Origin of the sequence: Streptomyces sp. NPDC059003, from assembly GCF_042740445.1 — a bacterium.
GTDB lineage: Bacteria > Actinomycetota > Actinomycetes > Streptomycetales > Streptomycetaceae > Streptomyces.
This window is the reverse complement of sequence record NZ_JBHYJH010000043.1, coordinates 8,120-33,521: the sequence shown is the minus strand read 5'-3', so window position 1 is coordinate 33,521 and position 25,402 is coordinate 8,120. Positions and strand designations below refer to the sequence as shown.

General features: G+C 70.6%; 11 protein-coding genes and 2 pseudogenes. 4 read left to right on the top strand and 9 right to left on the bottom strand.

What is annotated here, in order from left to right:
* Positions 1 to 143: 143 nt before the first annotated feature.
* Both ACFWZ5_RS17560 and ACFWZ5_RS17555 read left to right on the top strand, forming a co-directional pair.
* Positions 144 to 1,048: pseudogene (locus ACFWZ5_RS17560) on the top strand (helix-turn-helix domain-containing protein).
* Positions 1,012 to 1,221, top strand: coding sequence for a DUF397 domain-containing protein (locus tag ACFWZ5_RS17555; RefSeq protein ID WP_384794877.1), 210 nt, complete (start codon positions 1,012 to 1,014; stop codon positions 1,219 to 1,221). The pseudogene ACFWZ5_RS17560 and the gene ACFWZ5_RS17555 overlap by 37 nt, the downstream one beginning before the upstream one ends.
* 82 nt (positions 1,222 to 1,303) lie before the next feature.
* Here ACFWZ5_RS17555 and ACFWZ5_RS17550 read toward each other — a convergent pair whose 3' ends face one another.
* The 9 genes and pseudogenes from ACFWZ5_RS17550 to ACFWZ5_RS17510 form a co-directional block, all read right to left on the bottom strand.
* Positions 1,304 to 7,021, bottom strand: coding sequence for an Eco57I restriction-modification methylase domain-containing protein (locus ACFWZ5_RS17550; protein ID WP_384794871.1), 5,718 nt, complete (start codon positions 7,019 to 7,021; stop codon positions 1,304 to 1,306).
* Positions 7,022 to 7,094: 73 nt separating this feature from the next.
* Positions 7,095 to 10,208 (bottom strand): SNF2-related protein, encoded by a 3,114-nt coding sequence (locus tag ACFWZ5_RS17545; RefSeq protein ID WP_384794873.1) that lies wholly within the window; start codon positions 10,206 to 10,208, stop codon positions 7,095 to 7,097.
* A gap of 260 nt (positions 10,209 to 10,468) precedes the next feature.
* Positions 10,469 to 11,902 (bottom strand): serine/threonine protein kinase, encoded by a 1,434-nt coding sequence (locus ACFWZ5_RS17540; protein ID WP_384798339.1) that lies wholly within the window; start codon positions 11,900 to 11,902, stop codon positions 10,469 to 10,471.
* 1,383 nt (positions 11,903 to 13,285) lie between these two features.
* On the bottom strand, positions 13,286 to 16,618 hold the full coding sequence (locus ACFWZ5_RS17535) for a type ISP restriction/modification enzyme (RefSeq protein ID WP_384798342.1): 3,333 nt from the start codon (positions 16,616 to 16,618) through the stop codon (positions 13,286 to 13,288).
* Between the two features lie 607 nt (positions 16,619 to 17,225).
* Complete coding sequence (locus tag ACFWZ5_RS17530; RefSeq protein ID WP_384798345.1) at positions 17,226 to 17,900, bottom strand: response regulator; 675 nt, start codon at positions 17,898 to 17,900, stop codon at positions 17,226 to 17,228.
* Complete coding sequence (locus tag ACFWZ5_RS17525; protein WP_384798348.1) at positions 17,888 to 19,198, bottom strand: sensor histidine kinase; 1,311 nt, start codon at positions 19,196 to 19,198, stop codon at positions 17,888 to 17,890. The genes ACFWZ5_RS17530 and ACFWZ5_RS17525 overlap by 13 nt, the downstream gene beginning before the upstream one ends.
* A 38-nt stretch (positions 19,199 to 19,236) precedes the next feature.
* Positions 19,237 to 20,673 (bottom strand): glycosyltransferase 87 family protein, encoded by a 1,437-nt coding sequence (locus ACFWZ5_RS17520; RefSeq protein ID WP_384798350.1) that lies wholly within the window; start codon positions 20,671 to 20,673, stop codon positions 19,237 to 19,239.
* A 183-nt stretch (positions 20,674 to 20,856) separates the two neighbouring features.
* A pseudogene (locus ACFWZ5_RS17515) lies at positions 20,857 to 21,396 on the bottom strand (sigma-70 family RNA polymerase sigma factor); the annotation flags it as partial.
* A 483-nt stretch (positions 21,397 to 21,879) separates the two neighbouring features.
* Positions 21,880 to 22,767 (bottom strand): hypothetical protein, encoded by an 888-nt coding sequence (locus ACFWZ5_RS17510; RefSeq protein WP_384798353.1) that lies wholly within the window; start codon positions 22,765 to 22,767, stop codon positions 21,880 to 21,882.
* Between the two features lie 356 nt (positions 22,768 to 23,123).
* On the opposite strand from ACFWZ5_RS17510, the gene ACFWZ5_RS17505 reads away from it, so the two are divergent.
* Both ACFWZ5_RS17505 and ACFWZ5_RS17500 read left to right on the top strand, forming a co-directional pair.
* Positions 23,124 to 24,254, top strand: a complete 1,131-nt coding sequence (locus ACFWZ5_RS17505) for an MFS transporter (protein ID WP_384798370.1) — start codon at positions 23,124 to 23,126, stop codon at positions 24,252 to 24,254.
* 176 nt (positions 24,255 to 24,430) lie between these two features.
* Positions 24,431 to 25,402: sugar ABC transporter permease (locus tag ACFWZ5_RS17500; protein WP_384890830.1), on the top strand; the 972-nt coding region annotated here is incomplete at its 3' end.

The window sequence follows — 25,402 nt, the reverse complement described above, 5'->3', positions numbered from 1 at the left end:
TGACCAGCGGTGACTCACTGACGCCGAATGGTTGTACGCGCGAGTGCGGTACGTGTACGCGCCGCGCGGCATGTCTGCGGGTACGGCCGCGCGTTGGACCGGGTCGACCTGGCGGGCCGAGGAGGCCGGGAAAGGCGGGGCTTGTGGTTGACGGCGAGGAATTGGACGAGGTGAGGGGCCAGGGGTCGGACGACGGGCCGCGCCCCGAGGGCGAGCCGGGCACGGGAGTCGTGGCGGCTTTCGGCCGCCAGCTGAAGTTGTTCCGTACGGCGGCGGGCCTCGAACGGCAGGACCTCGGCGCGAGGGTGGGCTACTCGGCGTCCGCCATCGCGGCGTACGAGCAGGGCCGGCGCGTTCCACCGCCGCGCTTCATCGACATGGCCGATGAGGTGCTGGGGGCCGGGGTGTACTCAAGGCGATGAAGGGGGAGGTGGCTCGGGCGCAGTATCCGGCGTTCTTCCGGAATGCGGCGCGGCTGGAGGCTGGGGCGGAGGCGCTGTCGGTGTACGCCGTGTACGCGGTTCCCGGCCTGCTGCAAACCGAGGAGTACGCAAGGGCCGGCTTCCGCATGGAACGCCCCCTACTGGACGACGATGTGATCGAGCAGCGCCTTGCCGCACGAATGGCGCGGCAGGAGATCTTCGAGCGGCGTCCCGCGCCGCTGATGAGCTTCGTCATCGAGGAGGCGGCTCTGAGGCGACCGTTGGGAGGGCGCCAGGTGCTCTTGGATCAGTGGGAGCACCTCCTTCTGATGAGCGACAAGCGGAACGTCGAGGTGCAGGTGATACCGATCGACCGTGAGGATCACGGTGCACTCGGAGGACCGTTCACGCTGATCGACGCCGCCCAGGGGGAGCGCATCGCGTACGCGGAGGTGCAGGACTACAGCCGCCTCTACAGCGACCGGCAACAGGTCCGCAGGCTCGAAGCTCGCTATGGCGTCATCCGGTCTCAGGCTCTCACGCCGCGTGAATCATCCGCGTTCATCGAGAAGTTGCTGGGAGAGAGACGATCGAACGAAAGCCTGCCACGGCTCCGGGAGACCTAGCCTGGTTCAAGAGCAGCTACAGCACGGGTAGCGGTGGTGAATGTATTGAGGTGGCCGGAGGCCCCGGCGCCGTATACGTCCGGGACTCGAAGGACGCTGCTGGACCGATATTCGCCGTGTCGCCGCAGGCATGGGCCGGGTTCGTGGGGCTCGCCGCCGACGCCGACTTCTGAGTCCCTACGAAACAGCCACTCATCCACCCCTTGGTCCCGGTCGCCGCCTCCAACGACGCCCGGGACCAAGGTCGTTCACGCCCTACCCGGCGGAGCCCCGGGGCGGCTCCGCGTCACCGGGCTCCCAGCCCGCATCCCGAAGGCGTTGCGTGAACGTGTCATGCGCGGCCTTCATTTCGGTGATGCGGTTGGCTTGGTGGAGGGGTTCGGCGTATCCCTCAGGCACCTCGTGCTCCAGCGGGTACAGCTCCGGTGCACTCAACTGCTTCCAGGCATCCTTGGGCTGCCCGTATCCGTGCTGCTGGTGCGCCTTGGCGATACGGCGGCCCGTCGCGTCGAACCACATGTTCTCCTCATACTGCTTGAGTACGGGGAATCGGGCGTTGTACATCGCGACCAGCTCATCCTTGCTGATCCCGAGCCAGACGGCGACGAGCGCGTCGATCTCCACGAGGGCCGCGCGACGGGCGAGTTCGGTGCGCAGGGGACTGGCGGGGGTCCAGGTCGGTGTGACTCCGTCGGCGAGGGATGCGAGTTCGGACGGCCATGCGGAGGCGGCGGCCCAGGTGTCGGTCTGCCAGGTGGGGTCGTAGAGCTTGTTCCAGAGGGGGGCGTAGGCGTTGATCTGGGCGTTTAGGCGGAGGGTGCGGAGGAGTAGGGCGTTGGCGAGGGGGTGACCGGGGGTGGGGGCGGGCATGGCGCGCGCGTCTGACACGTCCAGATGGCCCCGACCTGTGGCTCGCAGGGTGTAGTCCAAGGGCAGGGACGCGAGGAAGCCAGCTACCAGCGTAGTGTCCGAATCGTTAGCGAGTGCGCAGCTCCGAACTGCGTGGATGTGGTTGGCACCCGGCGGCACCAGGCAGGCGAAGAGACTCCGCTCGGTGTTGCCGGCGATCATCTCTCGCCACACGACCCGAAAGAACTCCGAGTACGGTCGCATGCTCGCCGCGCTGAGCAGGGACTCGAAAGCCTTGTCGCGTTCCTCAGTCGTTAGTTCTGGTAGCGAGGCGTCCACGTCGTCTTCCGCTGCGGCCATGGCAGCCGAGTCGGCGCGGAGTTGAGCCACGCGGTCGAAGTCCACCCACCGGTCCTGGGCGCCGACGAACCGGGACTCAGCGCACGCTCGCCGGTAATTCGTACGTGGCACCTCGTCCTCGCCGAGGTTGAGGTGGTCCCAGGGCTCGTAGTCGCGCATGCTCTTCGAACCGCCCTCGGGCGGCTGCTTGTGGTAGGGAGTCGCGACGCTGAACATCGGCCCCTGAAGGATCACTTCGTTCCACTGCTCCGCCCTGCCGGGAGTCCAGGAGAAGTAGCCCGCTGCACGGTCGGTCTTCTCGTTGAAACCACCGCTGATTCGGGGTTCGAGCGCGCCAAGTCTGTGGGGCCAGCGGGCCAGCGCGGCGATGGCCGATTCTTCGGACCGCGTCACCGGGAAAAGCAGCTTGGCCTCTTCGGTCGGACCTGGTTCATCCTCTCCGGCCAGTTCCTGCCAGTCTTCGAGCATCTGCGGGTCCACGGTGACGATTCGGTCGCGATGGGCGCGCAGGTCCCACTTGCCGTCGTTCTTCACCGCGGGTACGGGTCCGGTGCCGTCGTGCCTGAGTGACTTGGTCAGCACATGGGGATGGAGCAGCCAACTCATGTGCTGGAACTTGATCTCGGTCTCCGCCCCGTAGACGTTCACGCTGAAGTGAGAGCTGTTGCCTACGGGGTTGGCGAAGATGAGGAGCTCGTTCGTGAAGTCGGCATGGAACCGCAAATGCCGATAAGCCGCCCTCCGCAACACCCCCTCCTTCGCCCCCGTCAAATGCGTGGACGGGTGAATCAGCCCCGCGATCCCCCGCTCCCCCGTGACCCGCCACGCCTGCAGCATGAACGCCCGGTACATGTCCGGCCGGGTGCCGACCAGTTCGGGGTACGTATCCGGTGAAGACAGGAAGCCGGAGATGCCCGCCACGGTCTCCAGTTCGTTGAGGTAGAACGAGCGGCGACGGGGATCCCGCAGCAGACGCTCCACTTCCTCGCTCCACTGGGCCTCGGCCGCCTTCCCGCCCAGGACGAACCACGGCTCGATCTCCGCGAGCACAGCGGGCTCGTCCCACTCCTGGCGGACCCACGGCGGATTCCCCACCAGCAGATCGAACCCGCCCTCCGCGAAGACATGCGCGAAGTTCAACTCCCAGTGGAAGAAGCCGTGTTCCTCCGCGATCTCGTACGACGTGCCGTACCACGGGAACAGGTCACCGATGTCCAGATGCGAGACCCACGCCGACGTGGCCGTCATCTGCCGGTCGAGTTCCGTCTCGAACGTGTCGAGCGACGGGAGGTCCGACACCTTCGGGATCTCTTCCAGCGTGCCCGTGCTGTCGTCCGTGTCCACCCGTCCCACGAGAGCCTCGGCGAAGGCGATCCAGTCCTCCAGGGACTTCAGGGCCACCTTGCGGCCGGCCTGCCCCTTGCCGCGCCGCGTCAGGTCCTCGTCGCCGTTCCGGTAGACCGGGTCCGAGCCGTTCAGCAGGCCGACCTCTTCCAACGGCCAGAACCACAGCGCGCACCAGGCGTCCATCAGCTGCTTCAGCCGCCAGTACGGGCTGCCCTCGGCGCGCAGTGCCTGGACCACCGCGTCCCGGTCCATGAGGACGGCGCCGTGGGGCTTCGCCACGTCGGCCGCGGTCGCGCCCCACACGTCGATGGTGCGCGCGATCTCGCGCTCGGACAGGTCGAGACGCAGTCGGACCAGGTCCCACAGGTACTCGACCCGCCGCGCCAGGGCCATCAGGCGGCCCGTCTGAGTGCGTCCCTGCTTGCCCTCGGATGCCCCAGCCTCCGCCCCCTTCTTCTCCTCCTTGGCGGTCTGCTTCGACGGCGACACGGCTCCCGCCTCCGCGTTCGCGCCGGCGTCCGTGCTCGTGCCCGAGAAGTCGAAGCCGCCCTGCTCCCACAGGTCGAGGCCCAGGTCGAACGCGCCCTGCCCGATGCGCTCGTCCGTGACCGCGGCCTTGTCGCGGGCGTCGGCCGCGCTGGTGGCGGCCTTTTTCGTCGACGTCTTCGGCTTCTGCTCGCCCTTCGGGTTCCGCCGCATCGCCGAGCGCCACCTCTTCATGGCCTCGATCAGCTCTGGGTCGAGCCAGTCCGCCACCGATCCGGCGGCCACGCTCACGGGCTGCTCGTCCGCCGCCGCGCCCTTCTTCGGCTTGCGCACCGACACCTGCTCGGCGATCGAGCCCCAGCCCAGGGCGGGAAGCAGGAACTGATGGACCTCCCGGTGCTTCAGCCGCTCGGTGAGCGGAACGTGCCGGGGCCGCTGCTGCTCCTTGGCGTTCAGCCAGCCCCCCAGGTGCAGGGAGTGGCCCGGGTAGACCTTGCGTGCCGCGCCCACGAGGGAGTTGCCCTGGTGCAGATGCAGCCCGTACCAGGGGGCCTTCATGCCGGGGTGCATGGTGTTGAGCCACAGGGAGATCTCGGCGAGCTCCACGGCGGTGTCGTTGAGGTCGACGCCGTACGCGTTGTGCAGGGCGATGTACGCCTTCGCCTTCTGGAGTTCGCGCTGGTAGTCCTCGGGGTCGATCTCCACGCCGTGTTCGCGCTGTGCGAGCTTCAGGTACAGGGCGGCGAGCTGGTCGACGGCCTCGTTGAGGAAGGCGCCGGAGCCCAGGGCGGGTTCGCACACCCGCCAGCGCAGCACGTCCGCCGCGTTGACCCACGCCTTCTCCGGCTTCAGGGGGTCGACGCGGCCCTCGTCGTCGAGGCGGAAGCGGAGCGTCTGCTCCACCGCGGCCTCGGTCAGGGACTTGGGCGTGTAGTACGAGGCACTGGTCTGCCGGTCCCGGCCCGCGAGCCGGTACACGTACGAGCCGACGGGATGGACGCGCGAGGCCGTCTCCCCGGTGTCGCGGTCCACGACATCCTTGACGAAGACGCTGTTCCCCGGCTCGTCCGGATAGCGCCCCGACCGCACCTGCCCCTCCTCGACCAGCCAGGACCCGCCGCTCTCGTCACCGCCCTTGGCGACCTCATACAGCGCTTCCCGGGCGATGAAGCCGGTGTAGGACATCAGGCCCTCGTAGACCGCGCCGAGGTGGTTGATGCTCAGGTTCGCGTACGAGATGAACGCGCCGTGGCCCCTGCCCTTGCCCTCGACGAAGGTGAGGTGGCGCAGCACCTGATGCAGGACCTCGTTGCGCAGCCGCAGGTCCAAGGGCCTGGCGGGCGCGGGACTGCCGTCGGGCAGCGTGGCCGTCGGGTAGGCGATCCTCTGGCCGACGAGCTTTATCGACTCCGGATCGAAGAGGCGGGAGCGCAGGGCCTCGATGCGTACCGCCGCATGACCGTCGTCCTCGGCGAGGTGCGGCTGGGAGTCGGGGTCCGGAGTGCTCCCGGCAACGGGCTCGATGGACTCGGTGGGCTCGGTGACGGCCGCCGATGCGGCGGACAGGGTGGTCCGGTCCTTGACGGTGTCGGCCACCGGATGCCCGGTGAAGACCTTCTCGAAGAGCAGCGCGAGAGAGTCGTGGAAGTGGTGGCCGCGCCGCGACGCGCTGCCCAGCTTCTCTTGCGCGACCAGCTCGCGCAGCCGGGCCACGCTGTAGCCGGTGACGTACTCGTCGCTCTTCATCGGCACGATGTCGAGCTCGGGGCGGGCCTCCGCGTACAGCAGGAACAGCAGCCGGTACAGATAGCGCAGCGACTCGTGGGTGAGCAGCTTGGGCAGGTCGCCCGGTTCCTTGAGGACCTCCGGGAGCCAGTCCTGTAGGTCGTCGGGGTGCACGCCCTGCTCGCGGGCCAGGTCCAGTACCTCGTTGGCGATCAGGTGCACCGACTTCTGCAGACCCACCCGCAGTTCGGCGGTGACGCCCACGGAGTGGTCGCGGGACTCGGCGACCAGCTTGGCGATGTCGTCGTCCGAACCGTCCTCTCCAGGACGCAGCGACGGGGCGCCGAAGACTGCGGCGATCAGGTCGATCTCGCCGGCGGTGGCGCCCTTGGCGGCCTTGCGGGGCAGCGCCGTGTCGAGGCTGACCGCGAGGTACTGGCCGCGGGAGAAGCGGTCCTTGTCGCCGAGGACCATCACGCCGCCGAACAACAGCAGTGCGTAACGGGGTGCGTTGTCGTTGGTCAGCAGCCACGCGGCGAGGTCGGTCACCGTGGTCAGGGACTTCCCGGAAGCGATGCGCACCGGAGCCGCCAGGCGGTTCGCCGAGCCGTCACCGCGCGTGGCATCGACATCGGTGGCGAAGCCCCCGGTCAGAACGACAAGGCCCGGCTCGTGGTGGGCGACCGGCACGGCGACGGGGCCAGTGGGTGTCGTCGCGGTGAGGTGGCCGGGCGCGACCGGGTCGAAACCGAGGGCCATGAGCAGCTGGCGGTGCCAGGCGGCGAGGTCGGTCCGCCACACGGACTCGGGTGGGTCGTCGGCGGCCCGGTCCGGCACAAGGGCGCCCAAAGCCGGGGCCGGTCCCTGTGTGCTGCCGGGTCCGGCGTCGGACGGAGCGGGCTGGAAGGTGGGCGGATCGGACTCGGCGGAGACGGCCTTGAGCACGTCGGCCGCCGTCTTCTGCGCCGCGACGGCCCGGGTGTCCGGGACCGCGTGGTACTTCTCGGCGTCGGTGGCGAGGGCGGCGCGCGCGGCAAGGTAGGGCTGGGCCAGATCGCGCAGGCCCTGCCGCGGAGTGCGCTGCCCCTGCCGCTCAAGGGCCGTCCACTCCTTGAGCGGGCCCCCGCGAAGCTGCTTGGGCAGGATCTCGTCCAGATAGAAGGGCGGGAAGTACTCGCCTTCGTTGATCAGGGAGTCGAACGTCACGCCTGTTGCTCCTGCTCATGCTCGTGCTCGGTGTGTGACGGGTGACGGGTCTCTGCCGGGGCCGCCGGGCCTGTCATGCGCCCGGTTCCAGGACGGCGAGGATCCGTACCATCGGCTCACCCGTGGTGCGCATCCGCGCGGCGGCCTCCCGAAGCCGTTCGGCCGCGGCGTCGCGTGCGCCGCGCCCGCCCGCGAAGCCGGGAAGGGACTGCTGCTGCCAGCGGCCGACCCGCCGTTCGTAGGCGCGCAGCGGCGCGTCGACCTTCTCGTTCGCGATCCTTCGCAGCTTCTTGAGCTCGCGCCGGGTCTCGGTGACCGCGGGCCCCACCAGTGCCTGGAGGGCGTCGATGCCGCCGGCGGCGTAGTGGTCGTCCATGTCGGGGCCGACCCCGTACTCGGCCAGCACCTCACGGGTCAGCTCGCGCACCTGAGCCTTGCCGCTCGCCAAGCCCTCCACGGCACACCAGGCGACAACGGTCGGACGGCCTTCCGCGTTGGACCACACGCCCTGGGTGAGGACCACCGGGCCCGCGACCAACGTTTTCGGGTCGACCTGAAGGACGGGCGCCTGCTGGCGCCCAATCTGCACCAGCACCTTGTCGGTGATCCACTCCACCACCGGGTGCAGCTCGCCGACATAGTGCGCGTCCGGCCACAGGGAGGTCGAGTCCGCGGCCTCGCGGGCGCGGCGCAAGGACTCCGCCCCGTCCGTGCGGCTGAACGTCAGGTTCATGCGGCGCTTGATGTTCTGGTCGCGCAGATAGCCGGGGGGCAGCACGTCGAGTTGCCGGAAGAGATCCGCGGGAGTGTCAAAACTGAGGTCGTTCCCGACGGCGGCGGTGTGGAGCCGGAACTGCTCCAGGTCGGCGAGCTCGGCCAGGCCGGTCAGGACGTACTCCCGACGGTTGCGCTCGGCGGAGTCCGCGAACAGACGGAGGGTGTTGACGGTGGGGATGGGCGGCAGTGTGTCGCTTCCCGTCCCGTCGTCGTGTTCGGTGGTACCGGTCTCGGTGGTGCCCGAGGCCTGGTCGCCGTTGCCGCCCGGACCTGCGATGTCGTCCGCAGAGTTAGGATGGCCGATCGCGTCCAGGTCGAAGTCGTCGAGATCGTCGAAGTCGCCCGAATCCTCGAAGGAACCGAAGTCGTCCGGGCCCGTGCCGAACTCGGCCAGAGTCTGCCGCTCGACGGGCAGTCCGGTCGTCAGCACCTCATCGCTGTCCGTGGCGGCGGGTACTGCCTCCAGGTCACGCACCGCGTCGTCCGGGGCAGCGCCCGTGAACAGCGCTTCCATCACACGGATCTCCTCGCGGTCCGCGTCGTTCTCCTTCGTCGCGGCCTCGACCGCGCCGAGGATCTCGTGGACGCGAGCCTCACGGGCCAGCACCTTCACGGCGACGGCGGTGTCGTCCAACGCGCCTTCCACTGTCGAGGTCAGGACCATGGCCCGGAACTCGGGCGGCTCACTCTGGCCGTAGCGGTCGATGCGGCCGTTGCGCTGCTCCACGCGGATCAGACTCCACGGCAGGTCCCAGTGGATCAGGTGGTGACACTGGCGGTGGAGGTTGACGCCCTCGGAGGCGCCGTCACCGGTCAGCAGCAGCCGGATGTCGCCGCCGGCCCGCGCGAACTCGTCGACGTACCCCTGCTGGACGGTGTCCGGTACGAGGCTGTGCAGGACCCGCACGGCAGCCGCGGCTTCGTCCCCGTCCCGCCAGCCGAGCAGCGGCGGCAGGACGGCGCCGAGCCAGGCCAGCGTCTCGCGGCGCTCGGAGAACACCACGGCGCGGCGCGGGCTGCCCGCCCCCACCCCGATCCGCCGCAGCTCGGTGACCAGACCCGCCAGCTTGGCGGTGGCCGACAGATCACGCTCGGCGTCGGGCCTCCGCAGCGCGTCAGCTGTGGCGACCTCCAGGGCTCGGGCCAGATCGGCGAGACGCAGCAGGGACGCGACTTCCGGCGTGGCCAGAGCGTCGGCCGCACTGGGCACCGGCGGGTCGGTGATCTCCGTGTGCTCCTTCGGGAGCCGATGGCCGAGTCCGGTGAGCCGCTTGCGGACGGTGGCGAACAGGGCCCGGTGGGAGGAGAGGAAGGACTTCAGCAGGACGTACGGGAAAAGCCGGTCGTCGGTAGCCCGGCTGGCCGGAGCCATGGGAGCGGGGACCGTCTCGCCCGGCCCTGCGGCCGTGGCCTCCTCGCCGGGCTTCGCGAGCCAGAATCCCGCCAGCTCGGCGAAGATCCGCTCCTCGAGGTCACTCGCCGCGCACGGCACCGGATACGAGCCGCCGCGCGGTGCCCAGGCCCCGTCGAGAGCCTTGGCGACCTCCGTGCTGGTCTTCGTCCGGCGCAGCATCAGATGATGCAGTTCCTCCGGCTTGGGATGCTTCGGGTCCTTGACCGCCATGGGGTCGAGAAGGCGCATCAGGCCGGTGAAGGAGGCCATGTCGCCGTTATGGGGGGTGGCACTGGCCAGGATGAGGGCGTCCGTACGGTCCGCGAGGAGGTTGGCCAGAGCCCGGCGGTCGCTGCCCCGGTTGATGAGGTTGTGTGACTCGTCGATCACGACGGCGTCCCAGTGCACGTCCTCCAGCCAGGGCCGGTACCGCTTCGGGTTCTTCAGGGTGTCCATGGAGACGATCACGCGCTTGTAGTACGTGAACGGGTTCCGGCCGGCCGGCACCTTCCGTTCGATCCGCGCGATGCCGACACTGTCGAGCCGGACCAGCGGCAGCGAGAAACGCGTCCAGAGCTCGTGCTGGAACTGCTCCAGAACGGGGGCCGGAGTGACGACCAGGATTCTCTCCCCGCGTCCCCGGCGTACCAACTCGCCGAGCAGCACCCCGATTTCGAGGGTTTTACCGAGACCGACCACGTCACCGATCAGCAGCCGCGGGCGGAGCGGATCCGCCAGAGCCTTCACCGCCGGGCGCAGTTGGTAGTCCATCCGGTCCAGCAGGAATCCATCGGTGAGCGCGAGCCCCGTCTGGATCTGCGGGAGCGGAGTCCGGCGCAATACCGCCTCCAGGAAGAGACGGCTGCGCCGGAAGTGCTGCGAGGAGTCGGGCAGCAGCACCGTGTCCTCCGGGCGCAGGACACGTGGCTCGTCGAGCGAGCTCAGGAAACGGGCCGTACGGCCCCGTACCAGCTCGGAGGCTCCGGTGGCCTCAACGACGTACTCGCCATTCGGCATCGTAGAACTGTTGCGTACCAGCCACTCCTCGTCCCTCACTTCGATAACGGTCCCGGCCGGGGGCGGCCCGACAGGAGTGACCGAGCTGTCGGCGGGCGCTGCGTCGGGCATCGGGTGAGGGTCCTTAGAGTCGGTGGCGATCGGGGTCTGTCGGTCTGTCGGGTAGCGAGGTTCTGGACACCCGGGAGAGTCGGGTGGCTCGGATGAGGTTACGGCGCGAGGCGGCACGGCCTCCCGGCGCCGGGAGGCCGTGCCGTGCCCTACAGATGCCGGCTGTGCGCGTAGTCGCGGCGTAGACGGTCAGCGGCCTTCGCAGCGGCGGGCGGCACGGTGGCGGGCGAGGCGTTGAACGCCGCCTCCCGTTTCTGTGAAGCGCGCGGCGCCGGGGGCTGAAGCCGGTAGCTGGTCGCCACGGTGGGGGCGGAGGGTGCGGCGCCGTCCCTGGCGGTCAGTGCGGGCTTCGGCGAGACCACTGGTTGCGCGGGGACCGGGGTGGCGCCGTTCGGGGTGGGGCCGTCCTGGCCGGGGGGCTGTACATCGGCCGGGGTCGCCATGTGACCGTTCGCCCCCGGATGCACGCCGTCCCCACCCGGCACGAGGTTCTTCTCCCCCTCGGTGTCGTCCGCGACTTCGCCCCCGTCCGATGCCGGGAGTTCATCGCCGCCATCCGATGCGGAGGCGGCGAAGAGCTCATGGAAGAGTTCAGCCCCAGCCGCCGCCCAGGGGCTGTCGGGCGCCGCACCGTCGTCGACCGCCCGCTGCGCCTGTTCCCGGACCTTCGGATCGGGCTGATCAGTCAGGGCCTCAGGAGGCAGCACCGGGATGAGCCCGGAGTCGCGGACCAGGATGGCCAGCGCCTCGTCCGCTTCCTCGGGCGACGAGCCGTGCGCGGCGAGCAGGGCCGTGAGGCGGTCCTCCACCACGTCCAGGACGGGGCGCTGCCCGGCTTCGTGCAGGAGCATCGGGGCGAGCAGCTCACGGATTCCGTCGTCGATACCTTCCCAGTCGGGCGGTGAGCCCGTCGGCGCGACGGGGTACGGAGGAGCCTTGGTTACCGCGAAGTAGAGGGTCGCCCCGAACGCGTACACGTCAGAGGGCTCTTCGACGTGCTTCGCATCGAGAAGCTGCTCCATCGGCGTGTAGCCATGAGTGCCCATGGACGCGCCGGTCTCGGTGAGGGCCCCGCTTGACCGGCGCTCGGAGAGGACCGCGAGGCCGAAGTCCAGGACCACCGGTCCGGCCGGACCGAGAACGATGTTGCTCGGCTTGAGATCCCGGTGCAGGATCTTCTCGCCGTGGATGGCTCGCAACGCTTCCACCAAAGCGAGGCCGAGCCCCGCGAAGGGAACGACGTCGAGAGGTCCGTTCCCCGTCACCAGTCTGTGCAGCGTGGGCCCGTGTACGTAGTCCATCGCGAGCCACGGCCGATCGGTCGCGACGTCGGCCCCGCGCAGCGCGGGAACGCGGGCGCTCAGCACAGAGCGGATCGCGTCGACCTCCTGCTCGAAGCGGTCACGCGCCTTCTGCTGGTCGGCCGCCGTGTACTCGGTGAACACCGACGGCCTGATGACCTTGACGACCGCGAGTCCGGGCCCGGCGCTGTCGTCGTCCGGCTCCGCGAGGTGGTAGGCGGCCTCGTACTCCGGTCCCAGTCGCTCCAGGGGCAGCCGCCGCGCGAGGTAGGCGCGGCCCATCCCACCCTGTCCGAGTACGCGCAACAGTTCGAATGGGCCGACAGCTCGTGGATCGATCGCAGTATTCAGCGGGTTCATCGGTGCTTTCGTGCCCCCAACCAGCTACGGAAAGGGCTTCAGTTTACGACCGGGGAACCCGGTGCGGGGCGGAGGCCGGCAGGACTCGGCTGGGTTCACGGACTCTGCCCCCGGACCTTACCGCCGAGCGTGAGCGGGCACGTCAGCGTGTAGGCGAAAATCGGGGACCACACATGATGGTCGGCACGCGTCCGTCCGATAACCCGTTCCCGAACGACGAGCACGCCGCGTTGGAGCCAACTGGTACCGCTCTCGGTGAAGCGGAAGGCTGCCAGACGCTCGCACGGGCACCTGTGATGGGTCGCTTTGATGTATCTGTGGCATGACGCTCGCTTGACGCTTCTGCGGGTTTTGGAGATCGCCCGGCAATGGCAAATGGGGTGCTGACCTGCGCCACAAGCCGAGCAGGCCATCGCCGATCCTCTTGCCATGACCTCTCATGTTCGAACTATCAGACGACCGAGCGCTATGCGCATCTCCAGCCCGGAGCCCACGAAGCGGTACTTGATGCGTGGGAAGGTATGGGTGCGCGACTGAGTCTCGTCGCGTAGTTCGCCGACAAGGCGTGGAGTAGCCGGACTCGGCGACGAGGGAGAGACTGCTGTGTCTTTCTCAGCTCGGTGCGTTCCGAGCACCCTCAGGCCGGTCGGGCTGTCTCAGGAAGGGCGAGAGGCTGCACTCCCGGCGGCAAGCTTGCCGGTGCGAATGCGTATGGCGGCGATCGCAAAGCTAGTGCATGGGTTCTGTTTGGCCTGGCAGTGGGGGCGTGCAGAGGGTGAGGCTGCCGTGCCCACCTGGGAGGCAGCTATCAGGTGCCCCCCAAAGTATGTGCAGTGCTCAGGCGGCTGTCCGGTGGAACGGTGACCCCTTCGTGCCTGTCGCGATCAAAGGTGAGGTCTCTAGGCGTCCGGTCCTAAGGTGCTGGCCAGACGGAATCGCTTGACGCTCGTCTGACGCTCAAAGGGGGTTTCGGCCAGGTGGGTGGGCCCGAAAGTGCCGCCTGACCTGGGATTTTAAGATGATCCGATTTTTGGGCCTGTTCCCTATGACGCATCATGTGGAGTGCGTGGCGATTTTGGAGCCTGCGAAGTAGGGCTCCTGAACTGTGGTTTTGTAGTGTTCGCCGACTGCTCAACCTGTTTCAGATCATTCATCGGGTTGGGTGGCCGTTCTTCCGTTGAGGGGCGGTCTGGCCAGCGATGTCATGCAGAGGTGGCAGCCAGGCCGTCTGCGAGGCACTGCGCTTCTCGGAAGTCTTGACGCTCGAGCGGTGCCCGTCCTGAGCAGCCGCCGAGCACGCGGGTGTCAGTCCGAGAAGTCGAGGCTCTCCTGACCAGGGCCAGGGGTGCGTCGAGACTTCCGCGGCGGCTTCGGTTCCTTGGTCGCGTAGGCAGGTACGGGCAGGATGCCCTCGCCCCATAGGTCGTCGGTGGTGATGAGCGGGCCGCTGCTCACGGCGTTCAGGAGCTGGGCCTGTCGCGGTTCGAGGGCTACGAGGAGCCCGAGTACGTTGATGAGATCCAGCAGGTCGACGGTCCACCGGGAAGGCCAGGTCGGAGGCAGGATGTCGTTCAATGGAGTCTGCCGCTCCACGTCTGGCTTGCGTTTGCGGAAGCTGAACCACTTGCGGATCACCTGCACCCCACCGATCCGGTAGTCCCAGACTTCCGGCGCCACCGGACAGATGCAGCCCGTGCCCACGGTGAGGGTTCGCGTGGACGCGTCGTAGGAGATGTCTTCAGGTAGACCGTCGTCGTCTCCGATCACGACGACACATTCCGGTTGCTCCTCAGGGGGAAGCCTCGGGGTCGATCCAGGCGAACTGTCGTTGTGGGCGGCGAAGCGCTGGCCGTACGTGTGGATCCACACCGTGCGCCGTCCCACGTCCACGACCTCCGCCCATAGAGCCGGGTCGCGCGTTATAGGGATACGGGCACCCCGCTCGGCGAGGTTCGCGGCGAAGCGGCGGGTATAGCCGCTGTGGCTGGCTGTTCCCGCGATGTATGCGAAGAGATCCTCGGCGGTGACCGTCACGCCGTGCGTCTTGGTGAGCAGCCGCAGCAGGCCAGGGGTTGCGTTTGGTTCAGGCTTGTGGGGGTGGCGGTAGAGAGGGACGACGCGGCCACCTTCGGTGCCTTTGAAGTGATGGATGTCGGGCAGAAGGGCGGTGAAGGTCACCGCCGGGCCGGGGCGACCTGACTCCGTGTGGAGTTCGGACAAGTAGATCTGGCGTCGGTCGTTGTGGGCGAACCACAAGGCTGGTCGCGGCCGGTCGATCACTCTCCGGTCCGCGATGATGTGCTGCCGGTCGAAGGTCATTCGCCCGTACGGGACAACGACCGGAACCGTTTCGTCCTCCTCAGCGAGGGGGCCCTTTTCCTGCTGGCCGGGTAGGGGTGGTTCGGGCTTCTCCGGCCGGCGGTCCCCGGTGCTCTTCATCAGCGCCGCCTTGGCCTCTGCGGGAGCCTGGATAAGCCTGCGCCAGCGCTTTTCCAGGACGTCCCGGCTGGGTGAGACGGGCCAGTTGCGGTTGTTCTTGTTGCCGGAACTCGTCCAGGGCAGCAGGGCGTCCACCGGTGGCATTGCCGACCACGCGGAGCCGGACGTGATGTGAAAAGGCGCCGTCCACTGTGTGGGGCAGAGCTGCCAGGAGGTCCCGTCGCGATGGCCGTCGAGGCCGAGCCCTTCCAGCCAGGCGAACTTCTCCTCGCGTGTACCCGCGGGGACGTCGAGTCGCCAGACTCGCGCCGGTGTACCCGCGTCCGGGGCGCCATGGCGGACGAAGACGGCGATGCAGATCTCCCGCTTGACATCCTGGAAGACACGGGTGCGAGTGTCGGAATAGGCGCCCTCGGGGGAGAGACCGATGACCCAGCCCTCGTCAGCGGCCTCACGCAGGTAGTGCCGCATGCCGGCCGAGCCCTCGCTGTCCAGGTATCCGGAGTTGGTGATGAGGGCGACGATTCCACTGGGGGCTTTCGGTGCTCCCGAGGCAGTCAACTGGTCGAAAACCTTCCAGGTGGACCACGCCCAGAAGTAGACGTAGAGGTTGTCGAGGGCGTATCCGACGCGCCCGTTGTCCTCCGGGTGGAAGCGAGCAAGGATCGGGCCCTGATCGTTCGGGTTTCCCTCGGTGACCCAACGTCCGACGCCCGACTGTTTCGCACCCCGCAGGTAGGGCGGATTACCGATGACCACCATGACTTTCTCGTCCGCCTTGATCTTGTTCGCCATTCGGCGGTGGCGGGCGATCGCCTCGTACATGAAGCCCAAGTGGTGCTCGACAGCGGGATCGTCGAGTGTGTCGGCGACGAGAAGCCTCGGCGGGCGGCGCGTGACGTCGGCGTCGTGGGACCGGAAGGCGTGGTGCACACGGAGTTCGGCGACCGCGTACGGCCCGGTCTGTTTCTCCAGTCCAACTAGTCGGCCCGAGAGTTCCCGGAGAAGCCCGGACTTGAGGGTCCTGCCGTACTTCAGTGACAGGGACTTGGCGACGTGGTCGATGATGTTGATGAGAAAGGTCCCGGTGCCCATGGCCGGATCGACGACGGTGACGTCTTCGCTTCCGTACCCGTCCTCCTGGCCGAGCCGGTCACGCAGCACCTCGTCGGTGAAGCCGACCATGAAGCGGACGACCTCTCCGGCCGTGTAGTACGTACCCGTCCGCCGCCGCAGTTCCGGGTCGTAGGCGGTCAGAAAGCCTTCGTACAGGTGGAGGTAGGCGTCTCCGGACTCGTCCTTGAACATCTCGGGGTCGACGGCCGAAATGACGTCGATCAACGGGTCGATGACGCCCCGCAGATCGTCGAGGGCGTCGTCCGTCAGCACCGCCAGCGCCTTGCCCATCAAGGAATGCCGCTTGCCTAGGCGGAGCGCGACCTCGGGGAGCGTAAGCCGGCTCAGAGCAATGTGTTCAAGACGAGCCAGCAGCATGGCAAACGTCAGCGTCTGACTGTATTGGTCCGCGAACTCCTCCGGGCGAGCGTCGGGGAAGAGCAGGTCCTTCCAGTTCCCGGCCAGGATCGAGAACGCAGCGTCAGCCTCCCCGTGCTCCTCACGGGTGAGACGTTCGGTGACCTCGTCGCGCAGCAGGGCACAGATTCTCGCGATGCGCCTGACCAGCTCGTCGATGCTGCCGTGGTCGATGGGCGCCGGCATGAAGAAGTGGGTGAGGGCGCGCTCGAACCCGGTGTCCGGGGCAATGAGTTGCTGGCTACCGGACTCCAGGTCTCCAGCCAGTATTCCGGTTGGGCCGACTTGCGCACCGAAGCGGTAGACCGCCCACTGGTATCCGTCGGTGTACAGCACGTTGTGGAGGGCCTTGATCTTCTCCCACTGCTTCCGGTCGTGGGTCTTCACCGACCACTTCTCCGGATCGGCGCCCGAACCAGGCTGTTTCAGTTCGACGTGCCCTATGGTCCGACCGTCGCAGGAGATGGCGAAGTCGGGTCGTATCCCGAGTTCCTTGACACGGCTCTGACCGTGGGCGATGAGCTTGAGGCGTTGCCGGGAGGCCATACCGCGCAGCAGTTGTTCCACGGGCGCGGTGAGGCTGTCCTCTCTACTGCTGACCGCCCCTGCGGGACCTTGCAGCTTGGCCCGGACCTCCTCGCCGAACCGGGCGACGAGGTCCGCCACCGATGTGGTCGTGCCCTTCCGTGCCCAGGCGTCCCCTCTTGCCATCGGCCCCCCAAGGTTGCACCCGCGCCGACGATCAGACCCATACAGAATGCCCATGACATCCCAAGTGGCAAACGCCAGTGGATGTAGGTTGATTGGTGACATGTAGTCAAAGGTCATTGTGTGGAGGTGCGTTGAAGCATGTCCGGGAGTGCGTCCCGGGCTTGCGTCAGAGTGCGGAGCGCCATCGGTGGAAGGTGCGGAGATCTTGCAGGCGCGCTGGATGAGTCGATCGGGGGGACTGCGTGCGTGCGTCAACGAAGCCGTCATGGCTGCGGGTCTCCTGGGGGATCTCCCCGCTGTTGTTCTCGGAGATTGACCACGTCATGCGCGAGCTCGGCCGTGAAGCGGTGCTCAGTGCGGCCGACGGCATCCGAACACCGGGTGCGACGAGACCGTGTCGTTCTGCCCAAGAGCACGGAGGGTCATCTGCGTGTCGCCCCGTCGGTGCGCGCCGACTATCGCGACTCGGACCTGGACCTCGCGGACGTGGCGAAGGTGGCCCTTGCCTCTGAGCGCGACACCGGCGCGGAGCTTACGCTCGACCGGCGCGATCTGGCGCGCGTCACGGTGGTGGGGGTTCCGTGCCGCCGCGCAGGTGGGCCAGTACCGCCAGGACCCGGCGGTTGCCCTCTGTGGGGTCCAGGTCCAGCTTTGTGAAGATGTTGCTGGAGTGTTTGACCACCGATGCCTCGGTGATGGTGAGGCGGTGGGCGATGGTGTGGTTGTTGAGGCCCTGGGCCATCAGGGTCAGGACTTCGCGTTCGCGTGGGGTGAGGCGGTTCAGGGGGGTGGTCCGGGTCTTTTGGGTGAGGAGGACGCGGACGACCTCCGGGTCGATCACGGTCTGGCCCGCGGCGACCCGGTGCAGTGTGTCCAGGAACTCCGCGACCTCGCCCACCCGGTCCTTGAGCAGGTAGCCGAGTCCCGCCACGCCCGCCGCGTCGCCGCTCAGGAGCTGTGCGGCGTACGCCGTGGCGATGTACTGGGAGAGCACCAGGATGGGCAATTGGCCGTGTCGGGTGCGTAGTTCGAGCGCGGCCTGGAGGCCCTCGTCGCGGAAGTCCGGGGGCATTCGTACGTCGGTGATCACGATGTCGGGACGTTCGTCGTCCACGGCGCGGGCCAGGGACGGGGCGTCGCCGACCGCAGCGATCACCTCGTGGCCGCCGCGCGTCAGAAGCTCCACGAGCCCCGCCCGCAGCAGCACGGCGTCCTCGGCGAGGATTACGCGGAGCACGGCACCTCCACTCTCAGTTCGGTCGGGCCGCCGTCCGGGCTGGACACGGTGAGACGGCCCTGCAGGATCGCCAGGCGGTCCGCGAGGCCGGTCAGGCCCGTGCCCCGGGCCGGGTCGGCCCCGCCGCGACCGTCGTCGGTGACCGAGAGCCTGAGCCGGGCGCGCTCCAGCCTGCCGACGACCGTGACCCGGGAAGCGCCGCTGTGCTTGGCCGCGTTGGCCAGGGCCTCCGTCACCGTGAAGTACGCGGTGGTCTCCACGGCGTCGGGCAGGCGGCGCGGCAGGTCGATGTCGACGGCGACGGGTACGGGGTGGCGCAGCGCGACCTCCGTGACGGCGGCGGCCAGGCCGTGGTCGGTGAGGACCTGCGGATGGATGCCGCGGACGAGCTCGCGCAGTTGGTCGAGGGCGCGGCGGGCCTCGCCGCGGCCGCGTTCGACGAGTTCGGCCGCCGCCGGCTGCGCGTCGCCGAGTTCCATCCGGGCGAGGCCGAGCGTCATCGTCAGGGCGACGAGCTGTTGCTGCGCCCCGTCGTGCAGGTCGCGTTCGATGCGGCGCCGTTCGGCCTCGAAGGCGTCGGCAAGGCGTACCCGGGACCGGGTGAGCTCCAGGACGCGCCGGCTCAGCTCGTCGCGCGGCCCGAGCAGGAACCGCGCCGTCCGCACCTGCGCGCCCGCCAGCAGCCCCGCCGCGTACGCCGCCAGGGCGAGCAGCAGGACGCCTGCGGCCGTGAAGGGGAGGCCCGCCAGCGGGCTCGGCACCGCTTGTCCCGGGATGATCATTACCGACTCCGGCGCGAGCGCCGCCACGATCAGCGGCGTCGCCACGAGGACCCCCGCGAAGAAGAGCAGCAGCGTCATGCCGAGGCCCGCGCTGGAGAAGACCAGGGCCAGCAGCCACGCGTAGCCGAGCTCGCGCCAGGTCGCCCGCTCCCGGAGCCGGACCCGCAGCCATCCCCGTACGCCGCCGCCCGTGAGCGAACTGTGCCCGTCCGGCAGCGCGTTCGGCTCGACGAGCCGCAGACGCCACCGCTCGAACCGCCCCACGGGCACGCCGCTGACAGCCACCGCCGTCAGGACGGCGAGCCCCACCCCGACCACCGAGAGCAGCAACCCGCCGACGGCAAGGGCGAGGAGCAGTACGAGGAGTACGTACCCGACAAGGGTCCCGCTGAGGAGGAACGCCCAGCACCGCAGCGGCCACGACGACAGCAGGAACCGCCGCGGCGACCCGCGCATCGCCTGCCGGACGGCGACCCCCCGCTCGTCCGCCGCCGCGCCCACGGGCTGCCCCGACATGTGTGTGGCCTCCCGTGGCACCGCTCGATACGTGATCGTCAAGAAGCGTAGTCGAGGGGATGGGGGGTGGGGCTGGGGCGGTCCGGTGTCTTGGGGGGAGGGTTTTCCCCAGGTACGGTCCGCTGTGTTCGCGCCCCAGGTGTTGCCAGCCGCGTCCGCGCCCCAGGCGTTGCCAGCCGTGTCCACACCACCAGGACCACCGGCAGTGCCAGATAGCCGAACCGTCCCGCGGGCGCCAGCAGGAACGCCACGCACAGCCCCGCCGCCAGGCGGTCCGCGGCGGCCACGGCATCCGACGGCGGCCGCACCACCAGCGTCACCGCGACCGCGGCCCCGCCGCACAGGAGCAGCGCCGTCGCCACGTACCAGCCGAATGGGCCGAGGTCCGCGAGCAGCCGGCCCGGCAGGGGGCTCGCCGCGGGCGTCGCCACGTCGGCGCGTCCGGTCGGGAAGGCGAGGACCTGGTGCGCCATCGGGCCCGGTGCGAGCAGTGCGCTGGGGAGAGTCAGGACGAGGGTCCCGGTGATCGACGTGGCGGCGCAGCGCAGTGCCGCCCGGGTGCGGCGGAGTGTCGCCCGTGCGTCGCACGGTGCTGCCCGCGTGCCCGGCCCGCTCGCGAGCAGCGACGCGGCGACCGCGACCGCGGGCCACGCCGTCCACTTGAGCGAGCACGCGGCGGCGAGCGCGAGGCCCGCCGCCACCGGGCGGTCCCGCGCCGCGAGCGCGAGCCCGAGGCAGCAGAGCCCGGCGAGCGGCAGATCGACCCCGCTGACGCACAGCGGCAGCGCGACCACGGGGGAGGCGACGAGGACGGCGAGGCCGGTGCGGTACGGCGCCGCGTCTCCGGTACGTCCGTTCCGCGCAGCGCTGCTCGTACGTCCGTCCCGCGCCGCGCCTGTCGTACGTCCGTCCCGCGCCCGGCCCCGCAGCACGGACCGCCCCGCCGCCAGGCACAGCAGGAACACCGCCGCGCACCACAGGCGGGCGTCGCCGAGCAGTCGCGCCGGTGCGGTTTCGTCGCCGAGGACGGCCCGGGGGAGGCCGAAGAGGGCCATGCCGGGCAGGTACGGGGTGTAGTCGCCGACGTCCTGGGGGTCGGTCAGGTAGGGGCTCGCCTGGCGGACGAGCAGCACACCGGACCGTTCGATCACGCCGACCTCGCTCTGTCCCTGACCGGTCAGCAGGAGCAGCGTGAGGGGGACGACGACGGCGCCGAGCAGTGCGCACGTCACGGACGCCGCGCGGGCCCGGGGTCGGGGCAGCCACCACGCGGCGAGCGCGGCTCCCGCGTACCCGGCCGCGGCGGAGATCCCCCACACGCGGTGCGGCCCCAGGGTGGAGACCAAGGGGAACGCCAGCGCCCACAGGGCGGCGGCCAGCCACCCGCCGACCCGGAGGAGGGGCGCGGAGGGGCTGGTGGCGGGGCTGGTGGCGGGGCTTGTCGGTGAGGGCGTCGGCGCGCGGCGTATCAGCACGTCGACCATTGCAGCCGCGTGGCACCGGTGCGGTCATGACAGGCAGATCGACACTTCGCGGTCGGGTTTACCCGACCGTCGTCCGGGGGCGAGCGGCACCCGTGCAGGGCCGGGCGGCGCCGGACGGACCGAGGGGGCCGACCCCGCACCACGCGGCATCGGCCCCCTTCCTGTCGTACCGGATCAGGCGGCCGCCAACGCCTCGATCAGCGTGGCGCGGGCGCGGGCCACGCGGGAGCGGACCGTGCCGACGGGGCAGCCGATGGCGGCGGCCGCCTCCGCGTACGGCTGCTGGAGGAGCTGCGTGAGGACGAACGCCTCGCGCCGCTCGGCGGGTATCGCGTCGAGGAGTTCGGCGAGGGCGATGCCGTCGTCGAAGCCGGGCAGGCCGCGCGGCTGGGCCTGCTCGGCCGCGGTCTGCCAGTCGTCGCGGTCCGCGAGCCGCGGCCGGGCGGCCGCGTGCCGGAGGCTGTCGACGACGGTGCGGCGCGCGATGGAGAGCAGCCAGGTCCGCGCCGACGAGCGGCCCTCGAACCGGTGCAGGCTGCCGAGCGCCCGCAGGAACGTGTCCTGCGCGAGGTCGTCGGCGGCCTGCGGGTCGGCGCTGAGGTGGGCGACGTAGCGCAGTACGTCGCGGTGCAGCGCGCGCACGAACCGGTCGACGGCCTCGGGGTCACCGTCACGCGCCGCGAGCGCGAGCCGCGTGACGGACTCGTCGGCGGTGGCGTCGGTGCGGCGCGGGGTGGGGCGGGACGTGGTGGGGCGGGTTGCACCCGCACGGGGTGTGGTGGTGCGGGTTGCGGTGGCACGGGGTGCGGTGGCGCGGGTTGCGGTGGCGCGGGGTGTCGTGGCGTGGGGTGTGGTGGTGCGGGGTGTGGTGGTGAGCGGCCGGGCTGGGGCTGAGGCCGGGGCCGTCGCCGTCGCCGTACATTCCGAACCTTTCGTGAGTTTTTGGGCAGCGGGTGCCTTCAGGGCAGGGGCCATCGCCAGATGTTCCTTACAGGAATGCGGGATACGGGAATCCGCGTGCGGGATCCGCCCGCGCCGGAGGGCGGGCGGTGACGGTGTCGTACGGCCCGGTGGCGCGCACAGGGTGTGCGGCGGTGCGGGCCGGTGCCCGGTCGCGCGTAGGACGAGCCGCGGCGCGGCGCTGACGTGGCGCCGAGCCGGGTGCCGTCCGTGGGGCGGGCCGGGAGTAACCGGCTGTCAGATGACAGCGATCCCGTGCGGCGGACCTCGTGAGGTGATGGCGTGGACGAGGAACAGGCGCCGCGCGTTGCGGGCGCCGTGGTCGCGGCGCGGGCGCAGGCGCGGCCGGTGCGGGGGCGGCGGAAGGCGCAGCGCGAGCCGCAGCGGCGCGACGAGCCAGCCCGCGACGGCCCGCCCGATGCGGAACGCCGCGCGCTCGCCGTACGCGAGCCACAGCCCGCACAGCAGCGCGGCCAGCAGGTGCGCGGCGAGCATGCCGAGCGGCGACATGCCGCCCATGTCATGACCGCCGTGCATGCCGCCCATGCCAGTCATGCCGTCCATACCGCTCATGCCGTGGCCCGTGCCCGCCACGTCGCTCATGCCGCCCATGCCGTCCATGCCGCTCATGTCGTGCGCGGCGGATGCGGATCCCGGGCCCGAGCCTGGGCCCGAGGAGACCGTCTCCTGCATGCCCATCGAGTGCCGGACGTGCCCGGCGGACTCATGCAGCCGGTCGGCCAGGCCCGCGTCGGTGACGGCGCGGACCGCGTCCGCCTCCGACATGGGCTGCGAACCGCCCGCCCCGCAGAGCAGATGGCGGGCCCACTGCTGGGCGAGCGACACCCCGCCGGACCCCGACGCCTGGGCCGTGGCCTGCGCGAGCGAGAACCAGGCGTGCAGCGCGGCCTGGGCCACGACGGACGCGGAGGTGACGACGAGTACGCCCCGTTCGCGCCCGGCGAGGAACCAGGCGCCCGCGAACGTCACCCCGCCCGCGGCGGGCAGCGCCCACCACGGCAGCGGCGACGCCGACATGAGGGCGTGGCCGGTGGCCGCGAGCAGCACACAGGCGGCCGCGAACACCGCAGCCCGTACCGCGCGACAACTTCGGCCCCCAGTCATGGCGGGGCTCATCTTTGCATCCCCTTCACACGGCCCACCGGCGGGTCCGGAATGTTCCTCGTGCGCCCGGCGTGTGGCCCAGCTCACGATGCCCTCCGGGAACTGGCCCGGCCCCGCGCGCGACTGCTGCGGCAGCCAGTTGGCTTCTGGACGTCCACCCTGGACGGTCCAGCTCGAAGAACCGTCGAGAGCCAGCGAAGAAGCACCGAAGCACTATCGGGAATTCGGGAATTTCGGGAACCAGGGAACCAGGGAACCAGGGGAGCGGACGAGTGGGGACAGAGCAGACGGAGCCGACGAAGGCCCGTACGCAGTCACGTCCGCGGCCCGCGCCCACCGCGCTGCTCACCTGCGCCATGGCGTTCTCGATGCTCCAGCTGTTCCTGCTCGGCGCGCTCGGGCCGCGCCTGGTGGACGACCTCGACGTGTCGCCGACCGTGCTCGGTCTGACGACGACGATCGGGTTCGGCACCGCCGCCGTCCTGTCGCCCACGGGCGGGCGGATCGTCGACCGGGTGGGCCCGCGCCGCGCCCTGGCGGCGCTGCTCCTGCTGTCCGCCGCGGCGCTCGCGCTGATCGGCGCCGCGCCCGGCGCGGGCTTCCTGCTCGCGGCGGTCGCCCTCGGCGGCCTGCCGCAGGCGCTCGCCAACCCGGCCACGAACAAGGCGATCCTGGCCGCCGTGGAGCCCGCGCGCCGTGGCGCGGTCACCGGCCTCAAGCAGTCGGGCGTCCAGCTGGGCGCCTTCGCCGCGGGGCTGCCGCTCGCGGCGCTCGCCGGGTGGCTCGGCTGGCGCGGCGCCGTGTGGACGGCGGCGGGTGCGGCGGTCGTGACGGCGGTGTGGGCGCTGCGCGCGCTGCCCGCCGACGCGCCGCCCGCGCGGCCGCCCGCCGCGGGCGCGGGGCTCCGGCCGCGCGGCACCATCGCTTGGCTCGCGGCGTTCTCGCTCCTCCTCGGCTGCGGCATCGCGTCGGTCAACACGTACTTGGCGCTGTACGGGTCCCACCGCCTCGACCTCGGCCCCGCGGCGGCCGGCGCGCTCGTCGCGGTCCTCGGCGTGGCGGGGGTCGTGGGCCGGATCGGCTGGTCGAGGGCGGCCAGGCCCGGGCGGGCCGAGTGGCTGCCGGGGTGGCTCGCGGCGGGGGCGGTCGGCGCGGCGTTGCTGCTCGTGGCGGCGGCCCGGGTGCACCCTCTGGTGTGGGTGGCGGCGGTGGCCGTGGGCGTCTGCGCGGTCTCGGCGAACGCCGTCTCCATGGTCCTCGTCATGCAACGCGCCGCCCCCGGCCGCGCGGGCCAGGACTCGGCCCTGGTCTCCGCGGGCTTCTTCGCGGGCTTCGCCCTGGGCCCGCCCCTGTTCGGCCTCCTCGCGGACGCGGACCGGTACGGCTGGGGCTGGGCCCTGGTGGCGACGGAGTTCGCGACGGCGTGCGGGGTGGGGCTGCGGTGGGCGGTACGGGAGCGGGGGTGTTCTTCGGTGGGTGCGGGGTGACGGTGTTGTGGGTGGCAGGGGAGCGGGGGTGGGGTGTGGCTGTGTGGGGTGGCGTGGCGTGGCTGTGTGGGGGCGGGGCGTGGTCGTGCGGGTGACGTGGGTGTGCGGGGGCGGAGGCGTTCTTCGGTAGGTACGGGGTGACGGTGCTGTGGGAGGCAGGGGAGTGAGGGTGGGGCATGGCCGTGCGGGGTGACGTGGGCGGTGGGGACGGGACGTCTGTGGGGGACGCGGCGGCGTGGGCCCGTCCCGCACTCGACGCCGTGCTCGGGCGGGTCGGGGTGACCCTGGCGGACGTCGGCGCGCGCTTCCCGTTGTCCGCCGATCCGGGCACCGGGGCGTGGACGACGACACGGCGCGGGTCGTGGACCGGGGGCTTCTGGGCAGGGTTGTTGTGGCTGCGGGCCCGGCATACGGGGGCCGCGGCCGACCGCGAGGCCGCGTCCGCGTGCACGGCGCGGCTCGCCGAGTGGGTCGACGCCGACACCGCGACCCGGGGGCTGATCCTCTGGTACGGGACCGCGGCCGCCGTCGACGACCCGGCGGCCGACGCCCTGCGGGCCCGCGCGGCCGACGCCTGCCGTGCCGCGTTCGACCCCGAACTCGGCCTCGTCCCCTGGGGCGCGGCCTTCGGTGGCCCTCGGCACGTGGCGCGGGCGGACGCCGTACCCGGCCTCGTACCGCTGCTCGCCACGGCGGGCCCGCGCGGGACCGCGGCCGCCGCCGCGCACCTGCACCGCCATCTGGACCTGTGCCGCGGGGGCGCCGTCGCCTGGCACCACGAACCGCCCACCGGCTGGCGCCCCCTCACCGACCCACCCCCCGGCTGGAGCCGCGGCCGAGCCTGGCTGCTCCTGGCCATCGCCGACGCCCTGATCCGCGTGGACGCGGAGACGCTGCCGCGCCCGGCCACCGAAGCCCACCCCCACCGGACCGCTGCCGAGCCGCCGGGCCCCGGCACCAGCTCACCGCCGCGGCCGGACGCCGACGTACGGCCGCATGTGTACGGTGCTCTGTCGCCGCGCCCCGGGGCGGTCGCCGCGTCTCCGTGTCCGGCCACCGAAGCTCACCCGCACCGAACCGCTGCCGAGCCGCCGAGCTCCGGCGCCAGCGCGCCGCCGCGCCCGGCCACCGAAGCTCACCCCCACCGG